We start from the raw sequence: 22,455 nt of genomic DNA on the forward strand, positions 1-22,455 counted from the left end.
CCTTTGCGCTACGCGCGCGGAGGCGGGGATTTCATTCGCGCCTGAGCGCTTCGATCGGATCGAGCCCTGCCGCGCGCTGTGCCGGGTAGAAGCCGAAGAAGACGCCGATCAGCCCGGAGACGCCGACCGCGATCAGGATCGTCTCGATAGAGATCACCGTGGGCCAGCCGGCTACATGGGCGATGGTGAGCGCCGCTGCGATGCCGAGCGCGACGCCGGCTGCACCGCCGATCGTCGCGAGCGTGGTCGCCTCGATCAGAAACTGGGTCAGCACCGCGCTCTGGCGGGCGCCGACTGCCAGCCTCAGGCCGATCTCGCGGGTGCGCTCGGTCACCGAAACCAGCATGATGTTCATGATGCCGATGCCGCCGACCAGCAGCGAGACGGCGGCCACCGCTGCGAGCAGCCAGGACAAGGTGGTTGCGGCGGCGGTCGCGGTGTTGGCGATCTCGGTCAGGTTGCGGACGATGAAATCGTCCTCCTGATCCTCCATCAGCCGGTGGCGCTGACGCAGCAGGGCGCTGACCTCGGCGATGCCCGGATTGATCGCCTCCTCGCTCGCGAACTTCACCATGATGCTCTGCACCGAGCGGTCACGGGCATAGTTGCGGCCGACGATGCGGCGCCGGCCGGTATCGAGCGGCACGAAGATGACGTCGTCCTGGTCCTGCCCCAGCGCCGACTGGCCCTTCGGCGCCATCACGCCGATGACCTTGAAGGGCACGTTGCGGATGCGGAACTGCTGGTCGAGCGGGTTCTCCTCGCCGAAGAGATTGCGTGCGACGGTCTGGCCGATCACGGCGACGATCTCGCCCTTGCGCAGCTCTTCGGGCTCGAACAGCCGGCCGTCGGCAAGCTCCCACTCGCGGGCGGCGAAGAAGTCGAGATTGGTCGCGGTGATCTGTGTCGACCAGTTGGTGCCGGCATAGACTGCCTGGGCGCGGGTGATGATGACGGGGGCGGCGGCGGTGGCGTCCTCGACCTCCTTGAGGATCGCCGCTGCATCCTCGTCGGTGAGAGTGGAGGAGGCGCCGGCGCCGAGGCGCACGCCGCCTTGCGTGACGTTGCCGGACTGGATGATGGCGAGATTGGCGCCGAGCGACTTGATCTGGCCGGTGACGCGCTCGCGCGCGCCGGAGCCGATCGCGACCATGGCGATGACGGCGGCGACGCCGATGATGATGCCGAGCATCGTCAGGGCCGAGCGCAGCGCGTTGGCGCCGATGGCGGAAAGGGCGGAACGGAGGGCCTCAGTGAGGCTCATGCGGCGGCCTCCGGCAAATCTGTCTCCGGCAAGGTGGCGCCGGCATCGAGCGCTGCCAGCGCGGAGCGGGCATCCGCCGGCTCCTGCCTGATATCGCTGAGCAGATGCCCGTCGCGGAAGCGGATCAGCCGGCGCGCATGGCGGGCGACTTCGGCGTCATGGGTGACGAGGACGACGGTGACGCCCTCGCGGTTCAGGTCCTGGAAGAGCGCGAGGATCTCGAGCGCGGTGCGGCTGTCGAGCGCGCCGGTCGGCTCGTCGGCGAGCAGCAGGCGCGGCTCGTTGACGAGGGCCCGCGCAATGGCGACGCGCTGTTGCTGGCCGCCGGAGAGCTGCATCGGGCGATGATGGGCGCGTTCGGTGAGGCCGACGCGGGAAAGCGCCGCTAGCGCGCGTCTTCTGCGTTCGGCCCGCGCCACGCCCGCATAGACCATCGGCAATTCGACATTGGCGCAGGCATCGATGCGGGGCAGCAGGTTGAATTGCTGGAAGACGAAGCCGAGCTTGCGGTTGCGCAGCTCGGCCAGGCCGTCGCTCGACAGCGTCTCGACCGCGACCCCGTCGAGCACGTAATGGCCGGCGCTCGGCCGGTCGAGGCAGCCGATCAGGTTCATGAAGGTCGACTTGCCCGAGCCGGACGGCCCCATCACCGCGACGAGATCGCCGGCCTCGATCGCGAGCGAGACCCGGTCCAGCGCCGTGACGCGGCCGGAATCGAGATCGTAGACGCGGGTGAGGTCGCGGGTTTCGATCAGGGGCATCCTGGCCTCCATCGCGACCGACGGCTCGCTACGCCGTCATGCTCGCCCTTGTGGCGAGCATCCACGTCTTGAACACAGGCTTCGACCAGCGAAGACGTGGATGGCCGGGACAAGCCCGACCATGACGTGGGAGGTGGGGCCATAGATGCGAGCCCCCTCATCAGAACAGCCGCGGTCCGCGGGGACGGGAGGCCGGCGGCTCGGGCGTCGTCGTGATGCGCGGACCGCCGCCGACCACGACCTGCATGCCCTCCTTGACCTCGCCGCCGAGCAGCTCGGTGAAGGCGCCGTCGGTCGGGCCGAGCATGACCGGCACCGGCCTGGGCTGGCCGGTCTCGTCGAGCACATAGACGCGGCCCGGGACGCCCTGGCGTGGGGCAGCACGCCCTTCCTGCATGATCGCCTCGAACCTGGCGCGGCGCTCGGGATCGAGGGCCGCGCCAATCTTCGCGACGAGCTCGTCGCGTGCGGTGCGGAAGGCGGCGCGGCGCTCTTCCGGCGAGAGACCGGCCATGGCTTCGCGCGTACCGCGGCGCTCCTTCATGATCTCGGCGATCGCCTGCTTCTGCTCGGCCGTCGGCTGCAGCTCGGTTTCGATCCGCTCGCGCAGGGCCGCAGCGGCGCGCGGGCCGCGTTCGCTCGCCGGGCCATCTGATGCCGGGGCAGCCGTGGAGACGGCGGGGGCTGCCGCGGCACCGGCCGGGCGGAAGCGCAGGGCGGCGTTGGGCACGCGCAATGCTTCGGACCGGTCCTCGGTCACGACCTGCAGATTGGCGGTCATGCCCGGCAGCAGCGCCATGTCACGGTTCTCGACCCGCACGATGCCGGTATAGGTCACGACGTTCTGAATGGTCTGCGCGCCGAGGCGGACCATCTCGACGCGACCCTGGAAGGTGCGGTTCGGATAGGCGTTGACGGTGAAGGAGACCGGCTGACTTGGCTTCAGCCGGCCGACATCGGCCTCATCGATATTGGCGTAGATGTCGATGGTGCGCAGGTCCTGCGCGATCTGGAACAGTGTCGGCGCCGAGAGCGAGGCGGCGACCGTCTGGCCGAGATCGACTTGGCGCTGGACCACGACGCCGTCGACCGGCGAGCGGATGTCGGTGCGTTCGAGATCGATCAGGATGTCCCTGAGCTTGGCGTCGCGGCTGGCGATCAGGGCGATGCCGGACTGGACCTGTCCCTCGGCGAGCTGGATATCGGCATCGAGCCCCTTGAGTTCGGCGCGGGCCGAGGTGAGCTGGGCCTCGTTCGAGGCGAGCGTCGCGGTCTGGATCTCGACCTGCGTGCGTGCTGTGTCGAGATTCTGCTGCGAGCCGGTGCTGCGGTTGAAGAGCTGGTCCTGCCGCTCGAAGGTGCGCTTGGCATCGGTGAGCTGGGCGGTGGTGCGATCGCGCTGGGCTTCGAGGTCGCGGATGATCGAGTCGGCTTTGGTGCGGGCGGTGCGGGCGCGCTCGAGCTGCGCGCGCTTGACGATGAGATCGGCCTTGGCCTGTTCGAGATCAGCCTGCGCCGCGTCGCGGCGTGTCCTGATCTGATCGCTGTTGAGCCGGGCGACGATCTGGCCGGCCTTCACCTGCGAATTGTAGTCGACGAGGATCTCGACGATCTGGCCGGAGAGCTGCGAGCCAACGAGGACGGTGGTGACCGGCGTCAGCGTGCCGGTGGCGCGCACGGCGGCGGTGATGCGGCCGTGATCGAGCGCCGCGGTGCGATAGGGCGGTTCATTGGCGGCCCCGCCGGCCGGGCGCAACGCCCAGTAGCCGCCGGCTGCAGCGAGCACGACCAGCCCCGTTCCGATCAGCCATTTGCGCAAGGTCGCTTCCCCATCCCGCCTGCGCGCAAGCGCAGTTGGGCAGGACTTTGCCAGAAAGCGGATCGGCCGGCGAGTTAACTTCCTGCAATCTTTGGGTTAGCCACCGCTCAGGCCGTACGGGAGCCCTGCGTCGCCGCCAGCAGGTCCCGCAACGTCGTGATCGTCGAGGAATCGGCGACGCCGTCGACCTTCTCCGGCCGCCAGTGACGCTGGAAGGCGGCGACCACTGCTTCGAGCCTCTCATCGAAGACGCCGTCGACCGTGACGCCATAGCCGAGCATGGCGAACATCGCCTGCAGCGCCTCGACCGGCTGGCCGCTCTCGCCACGGGCGAAGAAGCGTCCGCCCCGGATCGGGGCCGGTTCGCTCCACAGGCCGACGCCGGCCTCGGCAAAACGCCGCCAGGGGAATTTCTCGCCGGGATCGACCTTGCGGCCGGGCGCGATGTCGGAATGGGCGAGCACGCGCTCGGGCGGGATCGACCAGCGCTCGCAGATGTCGCGGCAGAGGTTCAGCGTCGCCGCGATCTGCTCTTTCGGGAAATCGGGCAGGCCGCCGGGATGGCCGGGATTGGCGATCTCGATGCCGATCGAGCAGGAGTTGATGTCGGTCTCGCCAGCCCAGTGCGAGGCGCCGGCATGCCAGGCGCGACGGCCTTCCGGCACGAGCTGGAGCACATGGCCGTTCTCGAAGACGAAATAATGCGAGGAGACCTGCGAGACCGGATTGCAGAGCCACTGCAGCGCTTCGCCTGAAACCGGCATGCCGGTGTAGTGCAGGATCAGCATGTCCGGCCGGCGGCCGGGAAGGGCGCCGGAATTCTTGCCGTCGCGCTGCTTGCGCTCGCCGTGATTGGGCGAAGGAAACACCTTGGCGGCGAAGCGGCTGTCGGGGGTTGCGGCTTCTGCGCCGAGCACGGCTTTTGCGTCTGCTGTCGTCATCGTCCCATCGCGCCGTCATTCCGGGCTTGACCCGGAATCCATCGTAGAGCGCCGAACTCTACGATGGATTCCGGATCTACGCCGCTTTGCGGCTTGTCCGGAATGACGAGCCTTTTCTTGTTGGAAGGCGGCATCTGTTAAGCTGGTTCGGGCGCGAGGTTGCGGCTCATTCCGCGTTCTTTCCGGATCGCGTCCCAGGCGGCATTGATCGCCGAGAGCCGCTTCGTCGCGATGGCGATCGCCTCCTCGGGGAGGCCGCGGGCGATCTCGCGGTCGGGATGGGTCTCGGCGACGAGGCGGCGGTAATGGCGCTTCAGCTCGGCGTCGTCCATCTCGCGGCTGGCGCCGAGGACGAGATAGGGATCGTCCGCACGGCGGGCGTGGCGCGCCTCGATGCGCGCGAAATCGCGCTCCTCGATGCCAAAGATGCCGGCGACCGAGCACAGATAGGCGTGCTCCGCCTCATGGATCGCGCCATCGGCAGCCGCGATCAGGAAGAGGCCGTCGAGGACGTCCTCCAGCAGTGCCGGCTCGTCCTTGAAGGCGCCCGCGATCTGCGCGGCATAGGCCTCGAAGCCGGCGCTGGTCTGCTTGGCGAGATCGAACAGGCGCTCGACACGCTGCTGCTGCTCGGGCGGGACCTCGATGATGCGGCGGAAGGCGGTGACCTCGTCGCAGGTCACGACGCCGTCCGAGCGCGCCATCTTGGCGGCGAGCGCGACGAGGCCGGTGGTGAAGACGAGCTCGCGCGGCGCCGGCCCGAAGGGGGCGCCCTCGCGATCGACCAGCACATGGCCCGCAACCGCGCCGAGCAGAGCGCCGAGGGGGCCGCCGAGCACGAGCCCGAGCCCGCCGCCGCCGAGTGCACCCCAAAAAGAGGAAGCCATGAACCGAGTGACCCTGGTGAATCCGAAGGGCGAATGATGTGGGGAGCCGCGACTCCGATGCAAGGGGCGTGGCTGCGGCCGCCTGACGCGCCGAAAAAGTTCGCCAAGCCGAAAATTGGGCGGGAATGGGGCGCTTCGGATGCCTGCTTGATTCGTTCTTGCCGGCGCGGGCCGGCCAAGTTTTCAAGGTGCCGAAATACATGGAAATACTGAATGGATAAATATAGAATAAATTCCTGTTTACGTATTGAATTGTATGTTTTTCTTCGCTTTGAGACAGATTATCGACACATTCGACCATCAATTGAGCGCCCCCATTAGCCAGTCATGGCGTAAGATGGGTTCAGTTCGACATGCGATATATCTGTGGTGGTCTCGCGGCTGTGTGCCTGATTAGCCTCTCCGGCTTGGCTTCGGCGGAGGAATTCGTGAACACGGAAACGGACGCCAGAGCCTTTATCGTTCGCGAGGCGGAGATCGCCCGCGAGAAGGCCGGGGAGGCGAAGGGCGAGCAGACCGAAGCGACTGCCATGAAGGCGGGCACCAGGGCCGAGCGCAAGGCGGCGCGGACGGCCAAGGCCGAAGCGGCGCGTGCTGCCAATGCCGAGACAGAGAAGGCCGAGCCTCGCGCGAGCCATGCGCTGGCCGCTCCGGCCGGGGCCGAGGGCATCAAGGCGATCGTCGCGCGCCATGCCGCCGCCAACGGCGTGCCGTTCTCTCTCGCCGACGCCGTGGTGCGGGTCGAGAGCCGCTACAATCCCCGCGCCGCACATGCCGGCAATCTCGGCCTGATGCAGATCCGCCACCAGACCGCGCGCGGCATGGGCTATTCGGGCGGCGCCGGCGGCCTGCTCGATGCCGAGACCAATGCCCGTTACGGCATGAAATATCTGGCGCTGGCCTACAAGTTGGCCGGCGGCGACACCTGCCGCACCATTATGAAATATCAGAGCGGCCACATGGCGACCCGGATGAGCGGCGCCAACCGCACCTATTGCGCCAAGGTGCGCACCATCACGGCGCGCAACTGAGGCGACAAGCCGGCTCAGGCTTGACGCCGGCCGCGCCAGCGCGCATCTCCCCCTCGCCAGTCGGCCGGACGGCCGCTCCCGCAAGAGCTCAGGTTCTTTCGGGGGAGGAAAGTCCGGGCTCCACGGAAACACGGTGCCGGATAACGTCCGGCGGGGGCGACCCCAGGGAAAGCGCCACAGAGATCGAACCGCCGCCGGTCAAGGGCTTCGGCTCCTGCCCGTCGGTAAGGGTGAAAAGGTGCGGTAAGAGCGCACCGCGGACCCGGCAACGGGGACGGCATGGCAAGCCCCACCGGGAGCAAAACCGAATAGGGACGACGCTTTCCGCGCAAGCGGAAAGGGGCTGGTTTCTGAGCCCCGTCGTCCGGGTTGGTTGCTCGAGGCGCGCAGCGATGTGCGTCCCAGAGGAATGGCCGTCACGTCGGGGGAGCGATCCTCCGGCCATCCAGAACCCGGCTTACAGGCCGGCTGGCGCCCTCACGAAACGAGAAAGGGCTGGGAGCGATCCCGGCCCTTCGTTCGTTCTGGCCTGCGGTCAGCCCATGCGTTCAGAGCGTGTAGCTCCACTCGGCCGGCACGAAGCGGAAGGCGTTGCCGTTCTTCTTCACGGTGCCGAAGCCGGGGAAGGGCATATGGGCGCCGCTGAACGGAATGCCGTCCGCCGCGATCATGTCGAGGACGCGCCGGCGCGAGGCTGCGGCCTGGGCGCCATCTCCGTCGAAAACGAAGGTGATCTCCGGCCGGGCCGTCTGAATCGCGACGTTGTGCACGCAGTCGCCGACCAGCAGAACCTGCTCCTTGCCCGAGGAGAGCCGCAGGACGCTGTGTCCCGGCGTGTGGCCCGGCGCATCCTCGAGGGTCAGTCCCGGCGCAATCTCCCCGGCCTTCACCTTGCGGGTGCGGGCGGCGTAGGGCGCGAGCGCCCCGCGCGCCGAGGCGAAGAACGGCTTCATCTCGGCCGGCACCCGGCTGAGGATGCCGTCATCATGCCAGAAGGCGTACTCCGTTTCATGGATGACGACCTCCGCATTCGGGAAGCGGGCGGCCTTCTGCGCGGTGACGAGCCCCTCGGCATGGTCGGGATGGGCATGGGTCAGGATGACGGCGTCGATCTGGGCGGGCTCGATGCCGGCCGCGCGCAGATTGGCCTCGGCTCGACCCATGGTATCGCCCATGCCGGTCCAGGCGCCGCTGCCGGTGTCGAGCAGGTAGGTCCGGTCCTTCGTATTGACGACGAAGGCGTTGACGGAGGTCGGGAGCGCCTCGGTCAGGCCGGCCTCGGCGACGAGGCGCGACACCTCGCCGGCGTCACCGCCCATATAGGATTTCGCTCCGAGCGGCACGTAGCCGTCCAGGATCGCGGTGACCTCGATGTCGCCGACCTTGCGGCGATAGATGCCGGGCACCTGCGCGGCCGTTAGCGGGGCGCGGGCGAGAGCGGGTAGGGCCGGGAGAAGCGCGGCGGCGGAGCCGGCGAGCCATTGGCGACGGTTCAACATGGCTATGTTCCAGAGGCTAGAGGAGAAGGCTTCCGGAAACGACGCCCGCGCCTCCATGGGCGCGGGACTTGGTCGTCTCGCGGCCGGGGTGGCCCGGCCGCGCGAAGAAGATGGGTCGCCGGGTCTCAGGCCGCAACCTGCAGATCGACCGAGATGTTGCCCCGGGTCGCGTGGGAATAGGGGCAGACCACATGGGCCTTCTGGACGAGGCCTTCGACCTGGGCCTTGTCGAGGCCCGGCACCGAGATGGTCAGCTTGACCGCGAGGCCGAAGCCGGTGCCGTCGTCGCGCGGGCCGATACCGACATCGGCACTGACGCGGGCGTCCTCCGGGATCTTCACGCCTTCCTTGCCGGCGACGAATTTGAGCGCGCCGAGGAAGCAGGCCGAATAGCCCATCGAGAAGAGCTGTTCGGGGTTGGTGCCTTCGCCGCCGCCGCCGCCGAGCTCCTTCGGCGTATTGAGGACGAGCTTGACGTTGCCGGTATCGGTCGCGGCCTGGCCTTCGCGGCCGCCGGTGGCGGAACCATGGGCGGTGTAGAGGATTTTCATGGGAATGCTCCTTCTCTGCGGGAAACCAATGCTTGTCATTTAGATTGTGCGCAATTAGATTGTCAACAACTAATTTGCGCAAACGTTGGAGCGGTTGATTGCGCGGGCAAATTCGGGTTTGCCTCAATGCGAGAGGATGAGGGCGAGATGGCTGATCAGGATAAGACCGAACAGGGGATGCCGCGGCTGGAGCAGCAGCTCTGCTTCGCCGTCTATCAGGTCGGTCACGCCTTCAACCGCGCCTACCGGCCGATCCTGGCCGAGCTTGGGCTGACCTATCCGCAATATCTGGTGATGCTCGTGCTCTGGGAGCAGGACGGGTTCACCGTCAAGGAGCTCGGCGAGAAGCTGATGCTGGATTCCGGCACGCTGACGCCGCTGCTCAAGCGGCTCGATGCTGCCGGCATCATCCGGCGCGAGCGTGATGCGCGCGACGAGCGTCAGGTCCGCATCCTGCTGACCGAGAAGGGCGAGCGAATGCGCGAGCGGGGCCGTTGCGTCCAGGATGCGATCGGGCAGGCGCTGGGGACGACGGCGCCGGATGCGGGGCGGCTGCGCGACCAGCTCGACTTGGTTCGCGATGCGCTGCTGGCGGCGTCCCGGGACGTTTAAGCATTTCGTCTTTCACCGCGTCGTCATTCCGGGCTTGACCCGGAATCCATCACAAGGCTCCGGCGCCCTCCGATGGATTCCGGGTCAAGCCCGGAATGACGGGGCATTTCCGTAAAAATTTTTCGTCGCGGTCGTGCTGCGTGTTGCCGCACCCAAGGGCTTCGCGGCGCCAAATTCCGCGCGCTTACGGATACTTAACCTTAACGAGCTGTGATGGCAGAGAGTCCCCGCAGCTGCGTTGGTGCATCTGCGATTCCATTGACGCCCATTATTGCCCATGCTATCCCAAATCATCCCGTCGAAGCCGGCAGGCAAACTTCAGATCAAGGTCCGTGTGCCGCGCGGATTTTGGTTGTCGGAGGTGCCTTGCCCGCTTCGGCGGGGGGTCTTTCCGCCGCCCGCCACGCAGCGCTGCGGCGCCATGAGGTGCAAGCCGGGAGGCGGCGTTGACGGACCGCTTCGTCTCGAACTTCACCAACCGGCTCGACGCCAAGGGGCGTGTTTCCATTCCTTCAAGCTTCCGGGCTGTCCTTGCGAAGGACGGCTACGAGGGGCTCTATGTTCACCAGGCGCTCGACCTGCCGGCGCTGGACGCCGGCGGCAACGCGCTGCGGGCCACGATCGACGACATCCTGGCGCGCTTCTCGCCGTTCTCGGACGAGTGGGAGCTGCTTTCGACGGCGCTCAACGGCACCTCGGAGGTGCTGAAGGTCGACACGGAGGGGCGGATGGTGCTGAGCGAGGCGCTGAAGGCGCATGCCGGGATCGGCGACACGGTGACCTTCGTCGGACACGGCCACAAATTCCAGATCTGGGAACCGGAGCGTTTCCGTGCCCATCTCGAGGCGGCGCGGACGCGGCTGCGCGATGTCAAGCGCACGCTGGGCGGGTTGACCATTCCAGCCGGAGGCGTGGGCACATGACGGATCATGGCGACCGTCGCGGTGCGGCCGTCGGCGAACCGGCTCGTCACGTGCCCGTGCTGCTCACCGAGGTGCTGGAAGCGCTCGCGCCGCAGCCGCGCGGGCGCTATCTCGACGGCACCTTCGGCGCCGGCGGCTACACGAAGGCGATTCTTGAGGCAGCGCCGGATGCGATCCTGCTCGGGCTCGACCGCGATCCGACGGCGATCGCCAGCGGGGCCGACCTCGTCGCGGCGATGGCCGGGCGGCTGACGCTGTCGCAAGCCTGCTTCGGCGAGCTTGCCGAGGAGGCCGAGCGTTTCAAGATGACGCCGCTCGACGGTGTCGTGCTCGACATCGGCGTTTCGTCCATGCAGCTGGATCAGGCCGAGCGCGGCTTCTCCTTCCGCTTCGACGGGCCGCTCGACATGCGCATGAGCGGGCAGGGGCAGAGCGCGGCCGACATCGTCAACGAGGCTGAGGAAGGGCTGCTCGCCAACATCTTCTACCACTACGGCGAGGAGCGCCGCTCGCGCGCCGTTGCCCGCGCCGTCGTGGAAGCGCGCCGCAAGGCGCCGCTCACCACCACCAAGCAGCTCGCCGATCTCGTCGCCGGGATCGTGCGCGGCGAACCGGGCGGGGCGCATCCGGCGACGCGCGTCTTCCAGGCGCTGCGCATCGCGGTCAATGACGAACTCGGCGAGCTGGTCAGGGCGCTGCATGCGGCCGAGGCCGTGCTGAAGCCCGGCGGGCGACTGGTCGTCGTGACCTTCCATTCGCTGGAAGACCGCATCGTCAAGCAGTTCTTCGCCGAGCGCTCGGGCCGCGTCCCGGCCGGTTCGCGCCATGCCCCGGCCGTAGCGGCCGCACAACCGACCTTCCGGCTGATCGCCAAGGGCGCCGTCGCGCCGTCCGAGGCCGAGATGCGGGCCAATCCGCGGGCGCGCTCGGCCAAGCTGCGCGCCGCCGAGCGCAATGAGGCGCCGGCACGCCATGCCGATGCCGGGCTCGTCGCGCTTTCGATCGTCCCTGACCCGCAGCCGCGCCGGAGATCCTGAGCGTGATCAAGCTCCTGCATGTCATTGCCATCGGCGCGCTGGTCTCCTCGGCGGTCTATGCTTACTCGATCAAGTACGAGACGACGCTGGCGGCCGAGCATCTCCAGAAGCTCAAGGCCAAGACCCAGCGTGAGCGCGACGCGATCCAGGTGCTCAAGGCGGAGTGGCAGTTCCTGAACCGGCCCGACCGGGTCCAGGCCCTGGCGGAGCGGCACCTCGACCTGCAACCCTTCGTCGTGACGCAGGTGGTGAAGCCTTCCGACATCCCCAATCGCGGCCCCAAGGTCGACACGATCGGCCGCAAGCTCGAGGATCTCGGCCTCAGCGTCCCGACCGAAACGCCGAGGAATACCAAGGCGGGCGCGACCACGCCGGGACCGATGCCATGACCGAGCCGACACAGAACGAGGCCCCGATGGAGCAGCAGCACGAGGTCGCTGAGGGCGCGGTCAAGCGCGGGCGCCTGGCCTGGCTGCGCGACGTCTTCCGGATGAGCGGCGAAAAGAGCCAGCCGCGTGTCGGCCTGGTCATCCTCGGCTTCTCGGCGCTGTTCATCGCCATCACCGGCCGGCTCGTCATGCTGGCGACGCTGCCGAACGAGCAGGTCGGCCTGCGCCGCGCGACCTCCAACGCGATCTCCGCGGCGCGGCCCGACATCACCGACCGCAACGGCGAGGTGATGGCGACCGACATCCGCACGGTCTCGGTCTTTGCCGAGCCGCGCAAGATCCTCGACAAGGACGAGGCGACCGAGCTGCTGACGGCGGTTCTGCCGGACCTCGACGCCAAGGACCTGCGCGACAAGCTCGGCACCAAGAAGGGCTTCGTCTGGGTCAAGCGCGAGATCACGCCGCGCCAGCAGGCCGAAGTGCACCGGCTCGGCATCCCCGGCGTCGGCTTCGTGCCTGAGAACAAGCGCGTCTATCCCAACGGCACTGCGGCGGCGCATGTGCTCGGCTTCGCCAGTATCGATAATGTCGGCATCGCCGGCATCGAGAAATACATCGACTCGCAGGGGCTGCAGGACCTCAACGGCGCCGGCCTCGCGACCGAGGCCTCCGACCTGAAGCCGGTTCAGCTCTCTATTGACCTGCGTGTCCAGCATCTGCTGCGCGACGAGCTTTCCAAGGGCATGGAGCGCTTCAAGGCCATCGCGGCGGCCGGCGCGATCATGGAGGTGAATACCGGTGAGGTGATCGCGCTGGCTTCGCTGCCGGATTTCGACCCGAACAACCCGGTCGATGCGCTGGAGAAGGACCGGATCAACCGGATGAATGTCGGCGTCTACGAGATGGGCTCGACGTTCAAGGCGCTGACCATCGCGATGGCGCTCGATTCCGGCAAGGTCAACATCAATTCGAGCTTCTCGACCGCCGGCGGGATGATGCGGTTCGGCCGCCAGGTCATCAAGGAATACCACGGCACGGGCCGCACGCTGACGGTGCCGGAGGTCTTCCTGCACTCGTCGAACATGGGCTCGATCAAGATGGCGCTCGCCGTCGGCGTCGAGGGCCACAAGGCCTTCCTCAAGAAGATGATGCAGCTCGACCGGATGACGACGGAACTGCCGGAAAGCGCAGCCCCGATCGTTCCGCAGCGCTGGGGCGAGATCAACACGGCGACCATCGCCTTCGGCCACGGCCTCGCGGTGGCGCCGCTACAGGCGCTCTCCGCCGTCGCCGCGCTGGTCAATGGCGGCTATCTGATGAAGCCGACCTTCCTGAAGCGCTCCGAGGAGGATGCGCGCAAGGTGGCGACGCGCGTGATCAAGCCGGAGACTTCCGAGGCGATGCGCTTCATCATGCGGCTCAACGGCGAGAAGGGCTCGGCCCGCAAAGCGGACATCCCCGGCTACTTCGTTGGCGGCAAGACCGGCACGGCCGAAAAGGTCATCAATGGCCGCTATGCCAAGAACAAGAACTTCACCACCTTCACGGCGATCGCCCCCTCCGATAAGCCGAAATACGTCTTCCTCGCGATCTATGACGAGCCGAAGGGCTATGCTGAGAGCGGCGGTTACTCGACCGCCGCCTGGAACGCGGGCGTCACCACCGGCAGGGTCATCGAACGCGCGGCGCCGATCCTGGGGCTCTCGCCACGCTTCGACCCGCCGCCGTCGCCGTTCCCTCTGATGGCGAAGCTCGGGGCCTGGGGTTCCCGCTGAGCGCAGTCTATAACGGTGACCATGACGATGACCGGATACAGCCTCGGAGACCTCTTCCCCGAGATTTTCGACGCTGACACCGCCAGCCAGCAGGTGCATGGCGTCGCCTTCGACAGCCGCAAGGTCACGGGCGACGACGTCTTCGTCGCGCTCGCCGGCGCGAAGGCGGATGGCGCCCGCTTCATCATGGACGCGGTCGGGCATGGTGCCGTTGCGATCGTTTCGGGCGGACCGCGCCCGGCGGATCTGCCGGCCGGCGTCGCCTTCGCTCAGGTCGACGATCCTCGGCTCGCATTGGCGCTGGCCGCTGCCAAGGTTCATCCGCGCCAGCCGCAGACCATCGTCGCGGTGACCGGCACCAGCGGCAAATCCTCCGTCGCGGATTTCACCCGCCAGATCTTCCAGGCGCTCGGCCATGAATCGGCGAGCCTCGGCACCATCGGCGTGGTAACGGCCAAAGGCGCCGATTACGGCTCGCTGACGACGCCGGACCCGCTCTCGCTGCATGCCTCGCTCGATACCCTGGCCGGGGAGGGCATCACCCATCTCGCGATGGAAGCCTCTTCGCATGGGCTCGACCAGCGCCGCCTCGACGGCGTGCGGCTGAAGGCCGGGGCCTTCCTCAATCTCGGGCGCGACCATCTCGATTATCATCCCAGCGTCGAGGACTATCTCGCCGCCAAGCTGCGACTCTGGTCCTTGCTGCCGGAAGGCGCGCTGGTCGTGATCAACCGCGACGAGCCCTATGCGGAGGAGGCGGCGCAGGCCGCAGCCGCCGCCGGGCATCCGGTCATCGGCATCGGCCGCAAGGGCGAGACGCTGACGCTGCTCGCCAATGAGCGCGATGGCTTCTCGCAGCGCCTGACGGTCGGCTTCGACGGGCAGCAGCTCTCGGTCGCCCTGCCACTGGTCGGCGATTTCATGGCCGGCAACGCGCTCGTCGCCGCAGGGCTCGCGATCGCGACCGGCGAAGACAAGGCGGCAGCGCTGCAGGCGATTGCGGGCCTCCAGGGCGTGGCCGGACGGCTGGAACGCATCGGCGAGGCCAATGGCGGGCTCGTCGTGGTCGACTATGCCCACAAGCCGGATGCGCTCGCCGCGGTGCTGACGACGCTGCGGCCCTATGCGACGGGGCGGTTGATCTGCGTCTTCGGCTGCGGCGGCGACCGCGACAAGGGCAAGCGGCCACTGATGGGGGCGATTGCGGCCGAGAAGGCCGATATCGCCATCGTCACCGACGACAACCCGCGCAGCGAGGACCCGGCGACGATCCGGGCCGAAATCATGGCTGCCTCGCCGAAGCTCCTGGAGATCGGCGACCGCGAGGAGGCGATCAGAAGCGCGGTGTGCATGCTGATGCCTGGGGATTTGCTGGTCGTTGCCGGAAAAGGCCATGAAACCGGCCAGATCGTGGGCGACCGCACATTGCCCTTCTCCGATCACGACGTGGTCCGGAAAGCGCTATCGGAGATTGCAGGATGAGCGCCCCGCTCTGGACCGGAGACAAGCTGATCGCGGCGCTGGGCGCGCGGCCCGAGGGCGCCGTACCGCCGGCCGTGACCGGGGCCTCGATCGATACCCGCACGCTCGAGCCAGGCGACGTCTTCTTCGCCATCAAGGGCGAAGCGCGGGATGGGCATGACTTCGTCAAGGCTGCGCTTCAGAAGGGTGCTGCGCTCGCTGTGATCGACGAGGCGCATGCGGCGGAGTTCAAGGGCGCTGGCGCGCTTGCGATCGTGCCGGACGTGCTGAAGGCGATGGAGCAGGCCGGCTCGGCCCGCCGGGCGGAGCTTAAGGCCGGCGTCATCGCCGTCACCGGCTCGGTCGGCAAGACCGGCACCAAGGAGGCGCTGCGGCTCGTGCTCTCGCGGCAGGGCAAGACGCATGCGCCGGTTGCGTCCTACAACAATCACTGGGGCGTGCCGCTCACATTGTGTCGTACTCCCAGCGACGTGGCCTATGCGGTCTACGAGATCGGCATGAACACCCCCGGCGAGATCGTGCCGCTGGCGCGGATGGTGCGCCCGCAGGTCGCGATCATCACCACGATCCAGCCGGTACATCTCGCCGCCTTCGCTTCGGTGGAGGGGATCGCGGAAGAGAAGGCGGGCGTCTTCTGGGAGCTGGAGAAGGGCGGCACGGCGATCGTCAACGCCGACATCCCGCAATCCGAACTGCTGCGCGATATCGCCAAGTCCGGGCCGGCCGGGCGGATCATCACCTTCGGCGAAAGCCCCGATGCCGATGTGAAACTCGTCTCCTGCGCGCTGAAGCCGGATATGTCGACGGTCGAGGCGCGCGTCTTCGGCGAGCCTGTCGCCTATCGCCTCGGCAGCCCGGGCAAGCATATCGTGCTGAATTCGCTTGGCGTGCTCGCCGTCGTCCATGCGCTGGGCGCCGACCTCGCGCTCGCAGCGCTGGCACTGGGAGACCTGAAGCCGCCGGCGGGACGCGGCGCGCGGCAGATCCTGCATGCGCCGGGCGGGGCGATCACGCTGCTGGACGAGAGCTACAACGGCAATCCCGCTTCGATGCGCGCGGCGATCGCGAATCTCGGCCGCCTGCCGGTCGAGGGGCGGGGCCGGCGCATCGCCGTGCTCGGCGACATGCTGGAGCTCGGATCAACCGGCGCGGAGCTGCATCGGGGCCTGGCCGAGCCGCTTGTCGCCAACAGGATCGACAAGGTCTTCGCCTGCGGGCCGCTGATGAAAGGGCTCTATGAGAGCTTGCCTTCGGCCATGCGGGGGGCTTATGCCCCCGGGGCGGGCGAACTGGAGCCGCTCGTGCTCGATGCGATCCGTGCCGGCGACGTCATCACGGTCAAGGGGTCGCTCGGCTCGCGCATGGGGCCGATCGTCAAGGCGATCCTCGCGCGCTTTCCTGCCGTGCCTGCCGAAAACTGACCTTCAAGAGAACACCCAAGCATGCTCGTCTGGCTCGCCGAACTCTCCGGCACCTTCCCCGTCCTGAACGTCTTCCGCTACATCACCTTCCGGGCTGGTGGGGCGACGGCGACGGCGCTGCTCTTCGTCTTCTTCTTCGGCCCGGCGGCGATCTCCTGGCTCCGGATCAAGCAGGGCAAGGGCCAGCCGATCCGCACCGACGGGCCGGAATCGCATCTCGCCAAGCGCGGCACGCCGACCATGGGCGGGCTGATGATCATGTCCGGGCTGTTCGCTGCGGTGCTGCTCTGGGGCAATCTGCGCAACCCCTATGTCTGGATCGTGCTCGGCGTCACCGCAGCCTATGGCGCCATCGGCTTCTATGATGACTACCTCAAGGTCACGAAGCAGTCGCACAAAGGCTTCTCGGGCAAGGCGCGCATTGCCATCGAGGTCGTGGTCGCGCTGATCGCCTGCTATTTCATCATGCAGATCCAGCCGCCGGCGATCTCGTCCGGCTTCGCGATGCCTTTCCTCAAGGAAGCGATCATCCCGCTCGGCATCCTGTTCCCGCTGGTCACGGCCTTCGTCGTGGTCGGCGCCGGCAACTCGGTGAACCTGACCGACGGGCTCGACGGGCTTGCCATCGTGCCGGTGATGATCGCGGCCGGCACCTTCGGCTTCATCTCCTATCTCGTCGGCAACGCGATCTTCGCCAACTACCTGCAGCTCCACCACATCCCCGGTGCCGGCGAACTCGCCGTGGTCTGCGGCGCGGTGATCGGCGCCGGCCTCGGCTTCCTCTGGTTCAATGCGCCGCCGGCCCAGATCTTCATGGGTGACACCGGCTCGCTCGGCTTAGGGGGCCTGCTCGGCACCATCGCGGTCGCGACCAAGCACGAGATCGTGCTCGCCATCGTCGGCGGCCTCTTCGTCGTCGAGGCGCTCTCGGTGATCATACAGGTCGCGGTCTACAAGCGCACCGGCAAGCGCGTCTTCCTGATGGCGCCGATTCATCACCACTTCGAGAAGCTGGGCTGGACCGAGCCGCAGGTCGTGATCCGCTTCTGGATCATCTCCGTGGTGCTGGCGCTGGTCGGCCTCTCCACGCTCAAGCTGCGCTGAGAGTGTGAGCATGACGCCCGTCACGGTCTTCGCCGGGCGCAGGGTCGCCCTTTTTGGCCTTGGCGGCTCCGGGCTTGCCACGGCGCACGCGCTCAAGGCCGGCGGTGCCGAAGTCGCTGCCTGGGACGACAATCAGGGCAGCCGCGACAAGGCCGCGTCGGAAGGCATCGCCGTCGTCGATCTGGCGGGCGCGGACTGGTCCGGCTTCGCTGCCTTCGTGTTGTCGCCCGGCGTGCCGCTGACGCATCCCGAGCCGCATTGGACCGTGGGCAAGGCCAAAGCGGCAGGCGTCGCGATCATCGGCGATGTCGAGCTGTTCTTCCGCGAGCGGGCGAAGATCGCGCCGGGCTCAGCCGTCGTCTGCATCACCGGCACCAACGGCAAATCGACCACGACGGCGCTGATCGCGCATGTGCTGAAGGAAGCCGGCCGCGACGTGCAGATGGGTGGCAATATCGGCACGGCCGTGCTGGCGCTGGAGCCGCCGGCGGCGGACCGCATCCACGTGATCGAGTGCTCGAGCTACCAGATCGACCTCGCGCCGACATTGGCGCCGACAGTCGGCATCCAGATGAACCTGACGCCTGATCATCTCGACCGGCACGGCTCGCTTGAGAATTACGCCGCGATCAAGGAGCGGCTGGTCGCTGCGGCGGAGATCGCCGTGGTCGGCGTCGACGATGAGGCCTCCAAGCAGATGGCACGCCGCCGTGCCGCGGGGGGCCGCCCGCTCGTGAAGATCAGCGGCGAGCAACCCTTGGATGAGGGCGTCTTTGCGGGCGTTACTGCCAATCAGGGCCGGCTCGACACTCGCATCGTCGAGGTCAGGGACGGCAAGCCGAAGGTCGTCGCCAATCTCGCCGGTATCGGCTCGCTGCGTGGATCGCACAACGCGCAGAACGCGGCAGCGGCCTTCGCCGCCTGCTCGGCTTTGGGCCTGAGCGCGGCCGAGATCGAGGCTGGCTTCAAGACCTATCCGGGGCTGGCGCATCGGATGGAGGAGCTCGGCCGCATCGGCCGGGTCGTCTTCATCAACGACTCCAAGGCGACCAATGCCGACTCGACCGAGAAGGCGCTGACCTCCTTCCACGACATCTTCTGGATCCTCGGCGGCAAGGCCAAGGATGGTGGCATCGAATCCCTGCGCCGCTATTTCCCGAACATCGCCAAGGCCTATCTGATCGGGGCGGCGAGCGACCTCTTCGCCGCGACCTTCGACGATGACGGCCGCGTCGCCTATGAGCGCAGCGTCACGCTCGACAAGGCGGTGGCGGATGCGACCCGCGACGCGCTGGGCAAGCCGGGCGAGGGCGAGATCGCGGTGCTGCTCTCGCCGGCCTGCGCCTCCTTCGACCAGTTCCCTAACTTCGAGGTCAGGGGCGACAGCTTCCGCAAGCTGGTCGCGGCGCTGCCGGGTTTCGTGCCGTTCGGAACGGCCGGAAAATCCACCGCTCCGTAGAGCCCGCTGATTTGACGCGGAAACGCGCCGTCATTCCGGGCTTGACCCGGAATCCATCATAGGGCGCCGAGCTCTACGATGGATTCCGGATCGGCGCCGCCATAGCGGCTTGTCCGGAATGACGGCGCGTTTCCGCCAAACTCCAGCAGGCCCCGATCCGACTCAGGACGCCGGGCAAGCAGCGCCGCTATCGGCCCAGGCCTGCATCAGCGCGGTGAACTCGGCGGGGGCGCCGGGCGCCGGCTCGCGGCCCTTGCCGGGCTTCCAGGCCCAGAGCACCAGGCTGTCGGTCGTCACGTGCTTGATCAGCGCGGCGGTATCGCGGCTGCCGTTGCGGCTCTGGTCCTTCAGTTGCTCGCAGATCTGCGCGAGGCTCTTGCCCTCCCAGGCCATCGAGGCCGGCGCCAGCGCCCAGTGCTCGTTGCCGGGGATTCGGGCGGGGTCGAAGTTCTCCTTGCCGTGGCAGGTCGCGCAATGGAGAGCGGTCGCGCCATGCCCGTCCTTGCCGCGCACGACGACCGGCTCATGCAGCTTGCGCGCATCGCCCTGCCGGGGCCGCTCCGTTGCCGGATGGCAGTTCATGCAGCGCGGATGCGTGAGCACCTTGCCCATCTCGTTGAAGAGCGCGACCGAGCGGTCGCGCTGGTTGGCGATGGTGGAGAAGCTTGAGGCCGGGCGCAGGGTGGCGCCGCCCGGCTGGGGTTGGCCGGCATTCTGCGCCAGCGTCAGCGCGCTGCCGCCGACGCAGACGGCAAGCGCCGCCGCAGCGGCGAGGATCAGGTTCCGGCTCATCAGACCGTGCCTCCCTGCATCGGCAGCTGGCGTGGCCGGCCATGACCGAGCGCCGCGAGCGCATTGGCGACGGCGGGGCCGATCGGCGGCACGCCGGGTTCGCCGACGCCCGTCGGCTTCTCGGTGGAGGCGATGATCCTGACCTCGACCTCCGGCATCTCGTGGATGCGCAGCGAGCGGTACTCGTGGAAGTTGGTCTGGACCGGCCGGCCGCCATCGAGCGTGATCTGGCCGTAGAGGGCGTGGCCGAGGCCGAAGCCGATGCCGCCCTCCATCTGGGCGCGGATGACGTCGGGATTGACGGCGACGCCGCAATCCACCGCGCACCAGACCTTGTGGACCTTCGGCTCGCCCTCCGGCCCGATCGAGACCTCGGCGATCTGGGCCACGAAGGAATCGAAGCTCTCGACCACCGCGACGCCGCGGGCGCGGCCATCGATCGGGGCGGAGCCCTTCCAGCCGGCCATCTCGCCGACCGCCTTCAGCACGGCTGCGGCGCGCGGGTGCCTGTCGCCCATCATGGCGAGCCGGCCCTGCAGCGGGTCCTGCCCCGCGGCCTGCAGCAACTCGTCGACGAAGCATTCGACTGCATAGCCGGTATGGGTATGACCGACTGAGCGCCACCACAGCGTCGGCACGCCGACCTTGGGATTGTGCACCTCGCAGCGGAAGTCCGGCACCTCGTAGAAGATCTCGTTGGCGCCCTCGACCGAGGTCGCGTCGATGCCGTTCTTGACCACGAAGGACTCGAAGGGCGTGCCGAGGAAGAAGGACTGGCCGACCAGCGTGTTCGACCAGGCGGTGATCTTGCCGTCCTTCACCGCGCCCCTGAGGCGGTGCACGAAGAGCGGGCGGTAGTAACCGCCGGTGAGATCGTCCTCGCGGGTCCAGACGATCTTGACCGGCCGGTTCGGGCCGATCGCCTTGGCGGCCATGGCGAGCTCGGCGGCAAGGTGCTGGCTGACCTGCGCGCGCCGGCCGAAGCTGCCACCCGCGAGCATGGTCTCGAGGTTCACCTTCTCTGGCGGCAGGCCGAGGATGGTGGCGATGGTCTGGTGCTCGGTGGTCTGGAACTGGCTGCCGAAGCGGGCATGCGCCTTCTCGCCATCCCACTCCAGATAGCCGTCGAGCGGCTCCATCGGCGCATGCGCCAGATAGGGGAAGACGAACTCCGCCTCGATAACGCGGTCGGCCTTGGCGAGCGCGGCCTCGGCGTCGCCATGGCTGCCCGCGAGGGTGCCGGGCTGCCGGGCGAGGCGACGATATTCGGCGATCAATTCGGCGCTGCCGCGCTTCTCGGCTTCGCTGTCGTCCCAGGTGACCTTGAGCGCCTCGCGACCCTTCAGAGCGGGCCACATCCCGTTGGCATAGACGGCGACGCCGGAGCCGATCTGCTTGACGTCGACGACGCCCTTGACCTTGAGCGCCTGCGAGGCGTCGAAACTCGCGACCTTGCCGCCGAAGCGCGGCGAGCGGGCGACCACCACCGTCAGCATGTTCGGCGTGTGGATATCGATGGTGAACTGCGCCTTGCCGCGTGATTTGTCGGCTGTGTCGAGGCGCTTGACCGCGCCCTCCTTGCCGATCAGCCGATAATCCGAGGCCGGCTTCAGCGGCGGGTTCTCGGGCACGGGCAGCTTCGCGGCGGCCTCGGCGAATTCGCCGAAGCGACCCCGCTTGCCGGAGGCGTGGCTGATGACGCCTGCCTCGACCTTGACCTCGGCGACGGGAACCTTCCAGGCATCAGCGGCAGCCTGGACGAGCATGGCGCGGGCGGCGGCGCCGGCCTTGCGCATCTGCTCCCAGCTATTGGCGATCGCCGTCGAACCGCCGGTGCCCTGAACGCCCAGCGCGAGATTGGCATAGCGCTTGACGTCGGCCGGCGCGTGCTCGGCGCGCATCTGGCTCCAGGCGGCGTCCATCTCCTCGGCGGCGAGAGTGGCGAGGCCGGTGAACGGCCCCTGGCCGAACTCGATATGCTTGACGATCACGGTGACGGTGTCGTCCGGCGCGACGCGGATGAAGGCGTTGGGGGCGAAGCTGTCATTGCCGCCGGGCTTGAAGCCGGCAGCCGCGCCGGACTGGGCGCGGGCGTTGCGCGGCAGGCTGAAGCCGATGATGAGGGCGCCGGCGCCTTTCAGCAGCGTGCGGCGGGAGAGAGCAGGATCATGTGCGGTCATGGCTCAGATCTCCAGCGCGCGGGCCGCGTCATGGATCGCGGCGCGGATGCGGACGTAAGTTGCGCAGCGGCAGATGTTGCCGTTCATCGCGAGGTCGATGTCGCGGTCGGTCGGCTTGCGGTTTTCCTTGAGCAGGGCGATGGCGCTCATCACCTGGCCGGACTGGCAATAGCCGCATTGCGGGACGTCGCGGGCGATCCAGGCGGCCTGGACGGCATCCGCCTCCTTGCCGGCGAGGCCTTCGATGGTGGTGATCTCGCTGTTGGCGACCGCCGAGACCGGCGTCACGCAGGAGCGCAGGGGCTGGCCGTCGATGAAGACGGTGCAGGCGCCGCATTGGGCGACGCCGCAGCCGAACTTGGTGCCGGTGAGGCCGAGATTGTCGCGGATGGCCCAGAGCAGGGGCGTATCGTCGTCGACGTCGACGGTATGCGTCGTCCCGTTGACTTTGAGAGAGACCATGATTGCCTCCGATGCTGGCATGACGCAGCGCGGCACCATGGTGCGGATCGAGGGCTCGCCCTCGAT

General features: G+C 67.8%; 20 protein-coding genes and 1 other RNA gene. 11 read left to right on the top strand and 10 right to left on the bottom strand.

Going from position 1 to position 22,455, the window contains the following annotated elements; all coding sequences use genetic code 11:
- Positions 1-31: 31 nt before the first annotated feature.
- From FQV39_RS28010 to FQV39_RS28030, 5 genes are all read right to left on the bottom strand, one after another.
- A complete protein-coding gene (locus FQV39_RS28010; RefSeq protein WP_149133280.1) occupies positions 32-1,264 on the bottom strand; it encodes an ABC transporter permease in 1,233 nt (410 codons plus the stop codon).
- Positions 1,261-2,025 (bottom strand): ABC transporter ATP-binding protein, encoded by a 765-nt coding sequence (locus FQV39_RS28015; protein WP_149133281.1) that lies wholly within the window; start codon positions 2,023-2,025, stop codon positions 1,261-1,263. The genes FQV39_RS28010 and FQV39_RS28015 overlap by 4 nt, the downstream gene beginning before the upstream one ends.
- A 160-nt stretch (positions 2,026-2,185) precedes the next feature.
- Positions 2,186-3,844, bottom strand: coding sequence for an efflux RND transporter periplasmic adaptor subunit (locus FQV39_RS28020; RefSeq protein ID WP_149133282.1), 1,659 nt, complete (start codon positions 3,842-3,844; stop codon positions 2,186-2,188).
- Between the two features lie 107 nt (positions 3,845-3,951).
- A complete protein-coding gene (locus FQV39_RS28025; protein WP_149133283.1) occupies positions 3,952-4,785 on the bottom strand; it encodes an N-acetylmuramoyl-L-alanine amidase in 834 nt (277 codons plus the stop codon).
- A gap of 137 nt (positions 4,786-4,922) precedes the next feature.
- Positions 4,923-5,672, bottom strand: a complete 750-nt coding sequence (locus FQV39_RS28030) for a J domain-containing protein (RefSeq protein WP_149133284.1) — start codon at positions 5,670-5,672, stop codon at positions 4,923-4,925.
- Positions 5,673-6,100: 428 nt separating this feature from the next.
- On the opposite strand from FQV39_RS28030, the gene FQV39_RS28035 reads away from it, so the two are divergent.
- A complete protein-coding gene (locus FQV39_RS28035) occupies positions 6,101-6,703 on the top strand; it encodes a transglycosylase SLT domain-containing protein (protein ID WP_187640089.1) in 603 nt (200 codons plus the stop codon).
- A gap of 56 nt (positions 6,704-6,759) precedes the next feature.
- An RNA gene (gene rnpB, locus FQV39_RS28040) (RNase P RNA component class A) lies at positions 6,760-7,179 on the top strand.
- A gap of 72 nt (positions 7,180-7,251) precedes the next feature.
- Here the strand turns inward: rnpB and FQV39_RS28045 are convergent.
- Positions 7,252-8,202 (bottom strand): MBL fold metallo-hydrolase, encoded by a 951-nt coding sequence (locus FQV39_RS28045; protein WP_187640090.1) that lies wholly within the window; start codon positions 8,200-8,202, stop codon positions 7,252-7,254.
- Between the two features lie 125 nt (positions 8,203-8,327).
- A complete protein-coding gene (locus tag FQV39_RS28050) occupies positions 8,328-8,753 on the bottom strand; it encodes an organic hydroperoxide resistance protein (protein WP_149133287.1) in 426 nt (141 codons plus the stop codon).
- Positions 8,754-8,900: 147 nt separating this feature from the next.
- Here FQV39_RS28050 and FQV39_RS28055 point away from each other — a divergent pair, with 147 nt between their 5' ends.
- The 9 genes from FQV39_RS28055 to murD all read left to right on the top strand — a co-directional run bounded on the left by FQV39_RS28055 (position 8,901) and on the right by murD (position 18,955).
- Positions 8,901-9,365, top strand: coding sequence for a MarR family winged helix-turn-helix transcriptional regulator (locus FQV39_RS28055; protein WP_187640091.1), 465 nt, complete (start codon positions 8,901-8,903; stop codon positions 9,363-9,365).
- A 446-nt stretch (positions 9,366-9,811) separates the two neighbouring features.
- Positions 9,812-10,288: a division/cell wall cluster transcriptional repressor MraZ gene (locus FQV39_RS28060; RefSeq protein WP_149133288.1), complete on the top strand. Its 477-nt coding sequence runs from the start codon at positions 9,812-9,814 to the stop codon at positions 10,286-10,288.
- On the top strand, positions 10,285-11,325 hold the full coding sequence (gene rsmH / locus FQV39_RS28065; RefSeq protein ID WP_149133289.1) for a 16S rRNA (cytosine(1402)-N(4))-methyltransferase RsmH: 1,041 nt from the start codon (positions 10,285-10,287) through the stop codon (positions 11,323-11,325). The genes FQV39_RS28060 and rsmH overlap by 4 nt, the downstream gene beginning before the upstream one ends.
- A gap of 2 nt (positions 11,326-11,327) precedes the next feature.
- Positions 11,328-11,714, top strand: coding sequence for a cell division protein FtsL (gene ftsL, locus FQV39_RS28070; RefSeq protein ID WP_149133290.1), 387 nt, complete (start codon positions 11,328-11,330; stop codon positions 11,712-11,714).
- Entirely contained in the window at positions 11,711-13,489 is a 1,779-nt protein-coding gene (locus FQV39_RS28075; protein ID WP_149133291.1) for a peptidoglycan D,D-transpeptidase FtsI family protein, read from the top strand. Before ftsL ends, FQV39_RS28075 begins: the two co-directional genes overlap by 4 nt.
- A gap of 27 nt (positions 13,490-13,516) precedes the next feature.
- Entirely contained in the window at positions 13,517-14,971 is a 1,455-nt protein-coding gene (locus FQV39_RS28080; protein WP_149134079.1) for a UDP-N-acetylmuramoyl-L-alanyl-D-glutamate--2,6-diaminopimelate ligase, read from the top strand.
- Positions 14,968-16,392: a UDP-N-acetylmuramoylalanyl-D-glutamyl-2,6-diaminopimelate--D-alanyl-D-alanine ligase gene (locus FQV39_RS28085; RefSeq protein WP_149133292.1), complete on the top strand. Its 1,425-nt coding sequence runs from the start codon at positions 14,968-14,970 to the stop codon at positions 16,390-16,392. The genes FQV39_RS28080 and FQV39_RS28085 overlap by 4 nt, the downstream gene beginning before the upstream one ends.
- A gap of 21 nt (positions 16,393-16,413) precedes the next feature.
- The gene (mraY, locus tag FQV39_RS28090) at positions 16,414-17,496 is read left to right on the top strand and encodes a phospho-N-acetylmuramoyl-pentapeptide-transferase (RefSeq protein ID WP_149133293.1); all 1,083 of its coding nucleotides are present in this window, start codon (positions 16,414-16,416) and stop codon (positions 17,494-17,496) included.
- A gap of 10 nt (positions 17,497-17,506) precedes the next feature.
- The gene (gene murD / locus FQV39_RS28095; protein WP_149133294.1) at positions 17,507-18,955 is read left to right on the top strand and encodes a UDP-N-acetylmuramoyl-L-alanine--D-glutamate ligase; all 1,449 of its coding nucleotides are present in this window, start codon (positions 17,507-17,509) and stop codon (positions 18,953-18,955) included.
- Positions 18,956-19,117: 162 nt separating this feature from the next.
- On the opposite strand, the gene FQV39_RS28100 is transcribed toward murD, so the two are convergent.
- From FQV39_RS28100 to FQV39_RS28110, 3 genes are read right to left on the bottom strand one after another with little or no spacing between them, the layout of a single operon-like run.
- On the bottom strand, positions 19,118-19,747 hold the full coding sequence (locus tag FQV39_RS28100) for an Isoquinoline 1-oxidoreductase subunit (RefSeq protein ID WP_187640092.1): 630 nt from the start codon (positions 19,745-19,747) through the stop codon (positions 19,118-19,120).
- On the bottom strand, positions 19,747-21,927 hold the full coding sequence (locus FQV39_RS28105; protein ID WP_149133295.1) for a xanthine dehydrogenase family protein molybdopterin-binding subunit: 2,181 nt from the start codon (positions 21,925-21,927) through the stop codon (positions 19,747-19,749). The genes FQV39_RS28100 and FQV39_RS28105 overlap by 1 nt, the downstream gene beginning before the upstream one ends.
- Positions 21,928-21,930: 3 nt before the next feature.
- Entirely contained in the window at positions 21,931-22,389 is a 459-nt protein-coding gene (locus tag FQV39_RS28110) for a (2Fe-2S)-binding protein (protein WP_149133296.1), read from the bottom strand.
- Positions 22,390-22,455: the final 66 nt, after the last annotated feature.

The organism is Bosea sp. F3-2, from assembly GCF_008253865.1.
Lineage (GTDB): Bacteria > Pseudomonadota > Alphaproteobacteria > Rhizobiales > Beijerinckiaceae > Allobosea.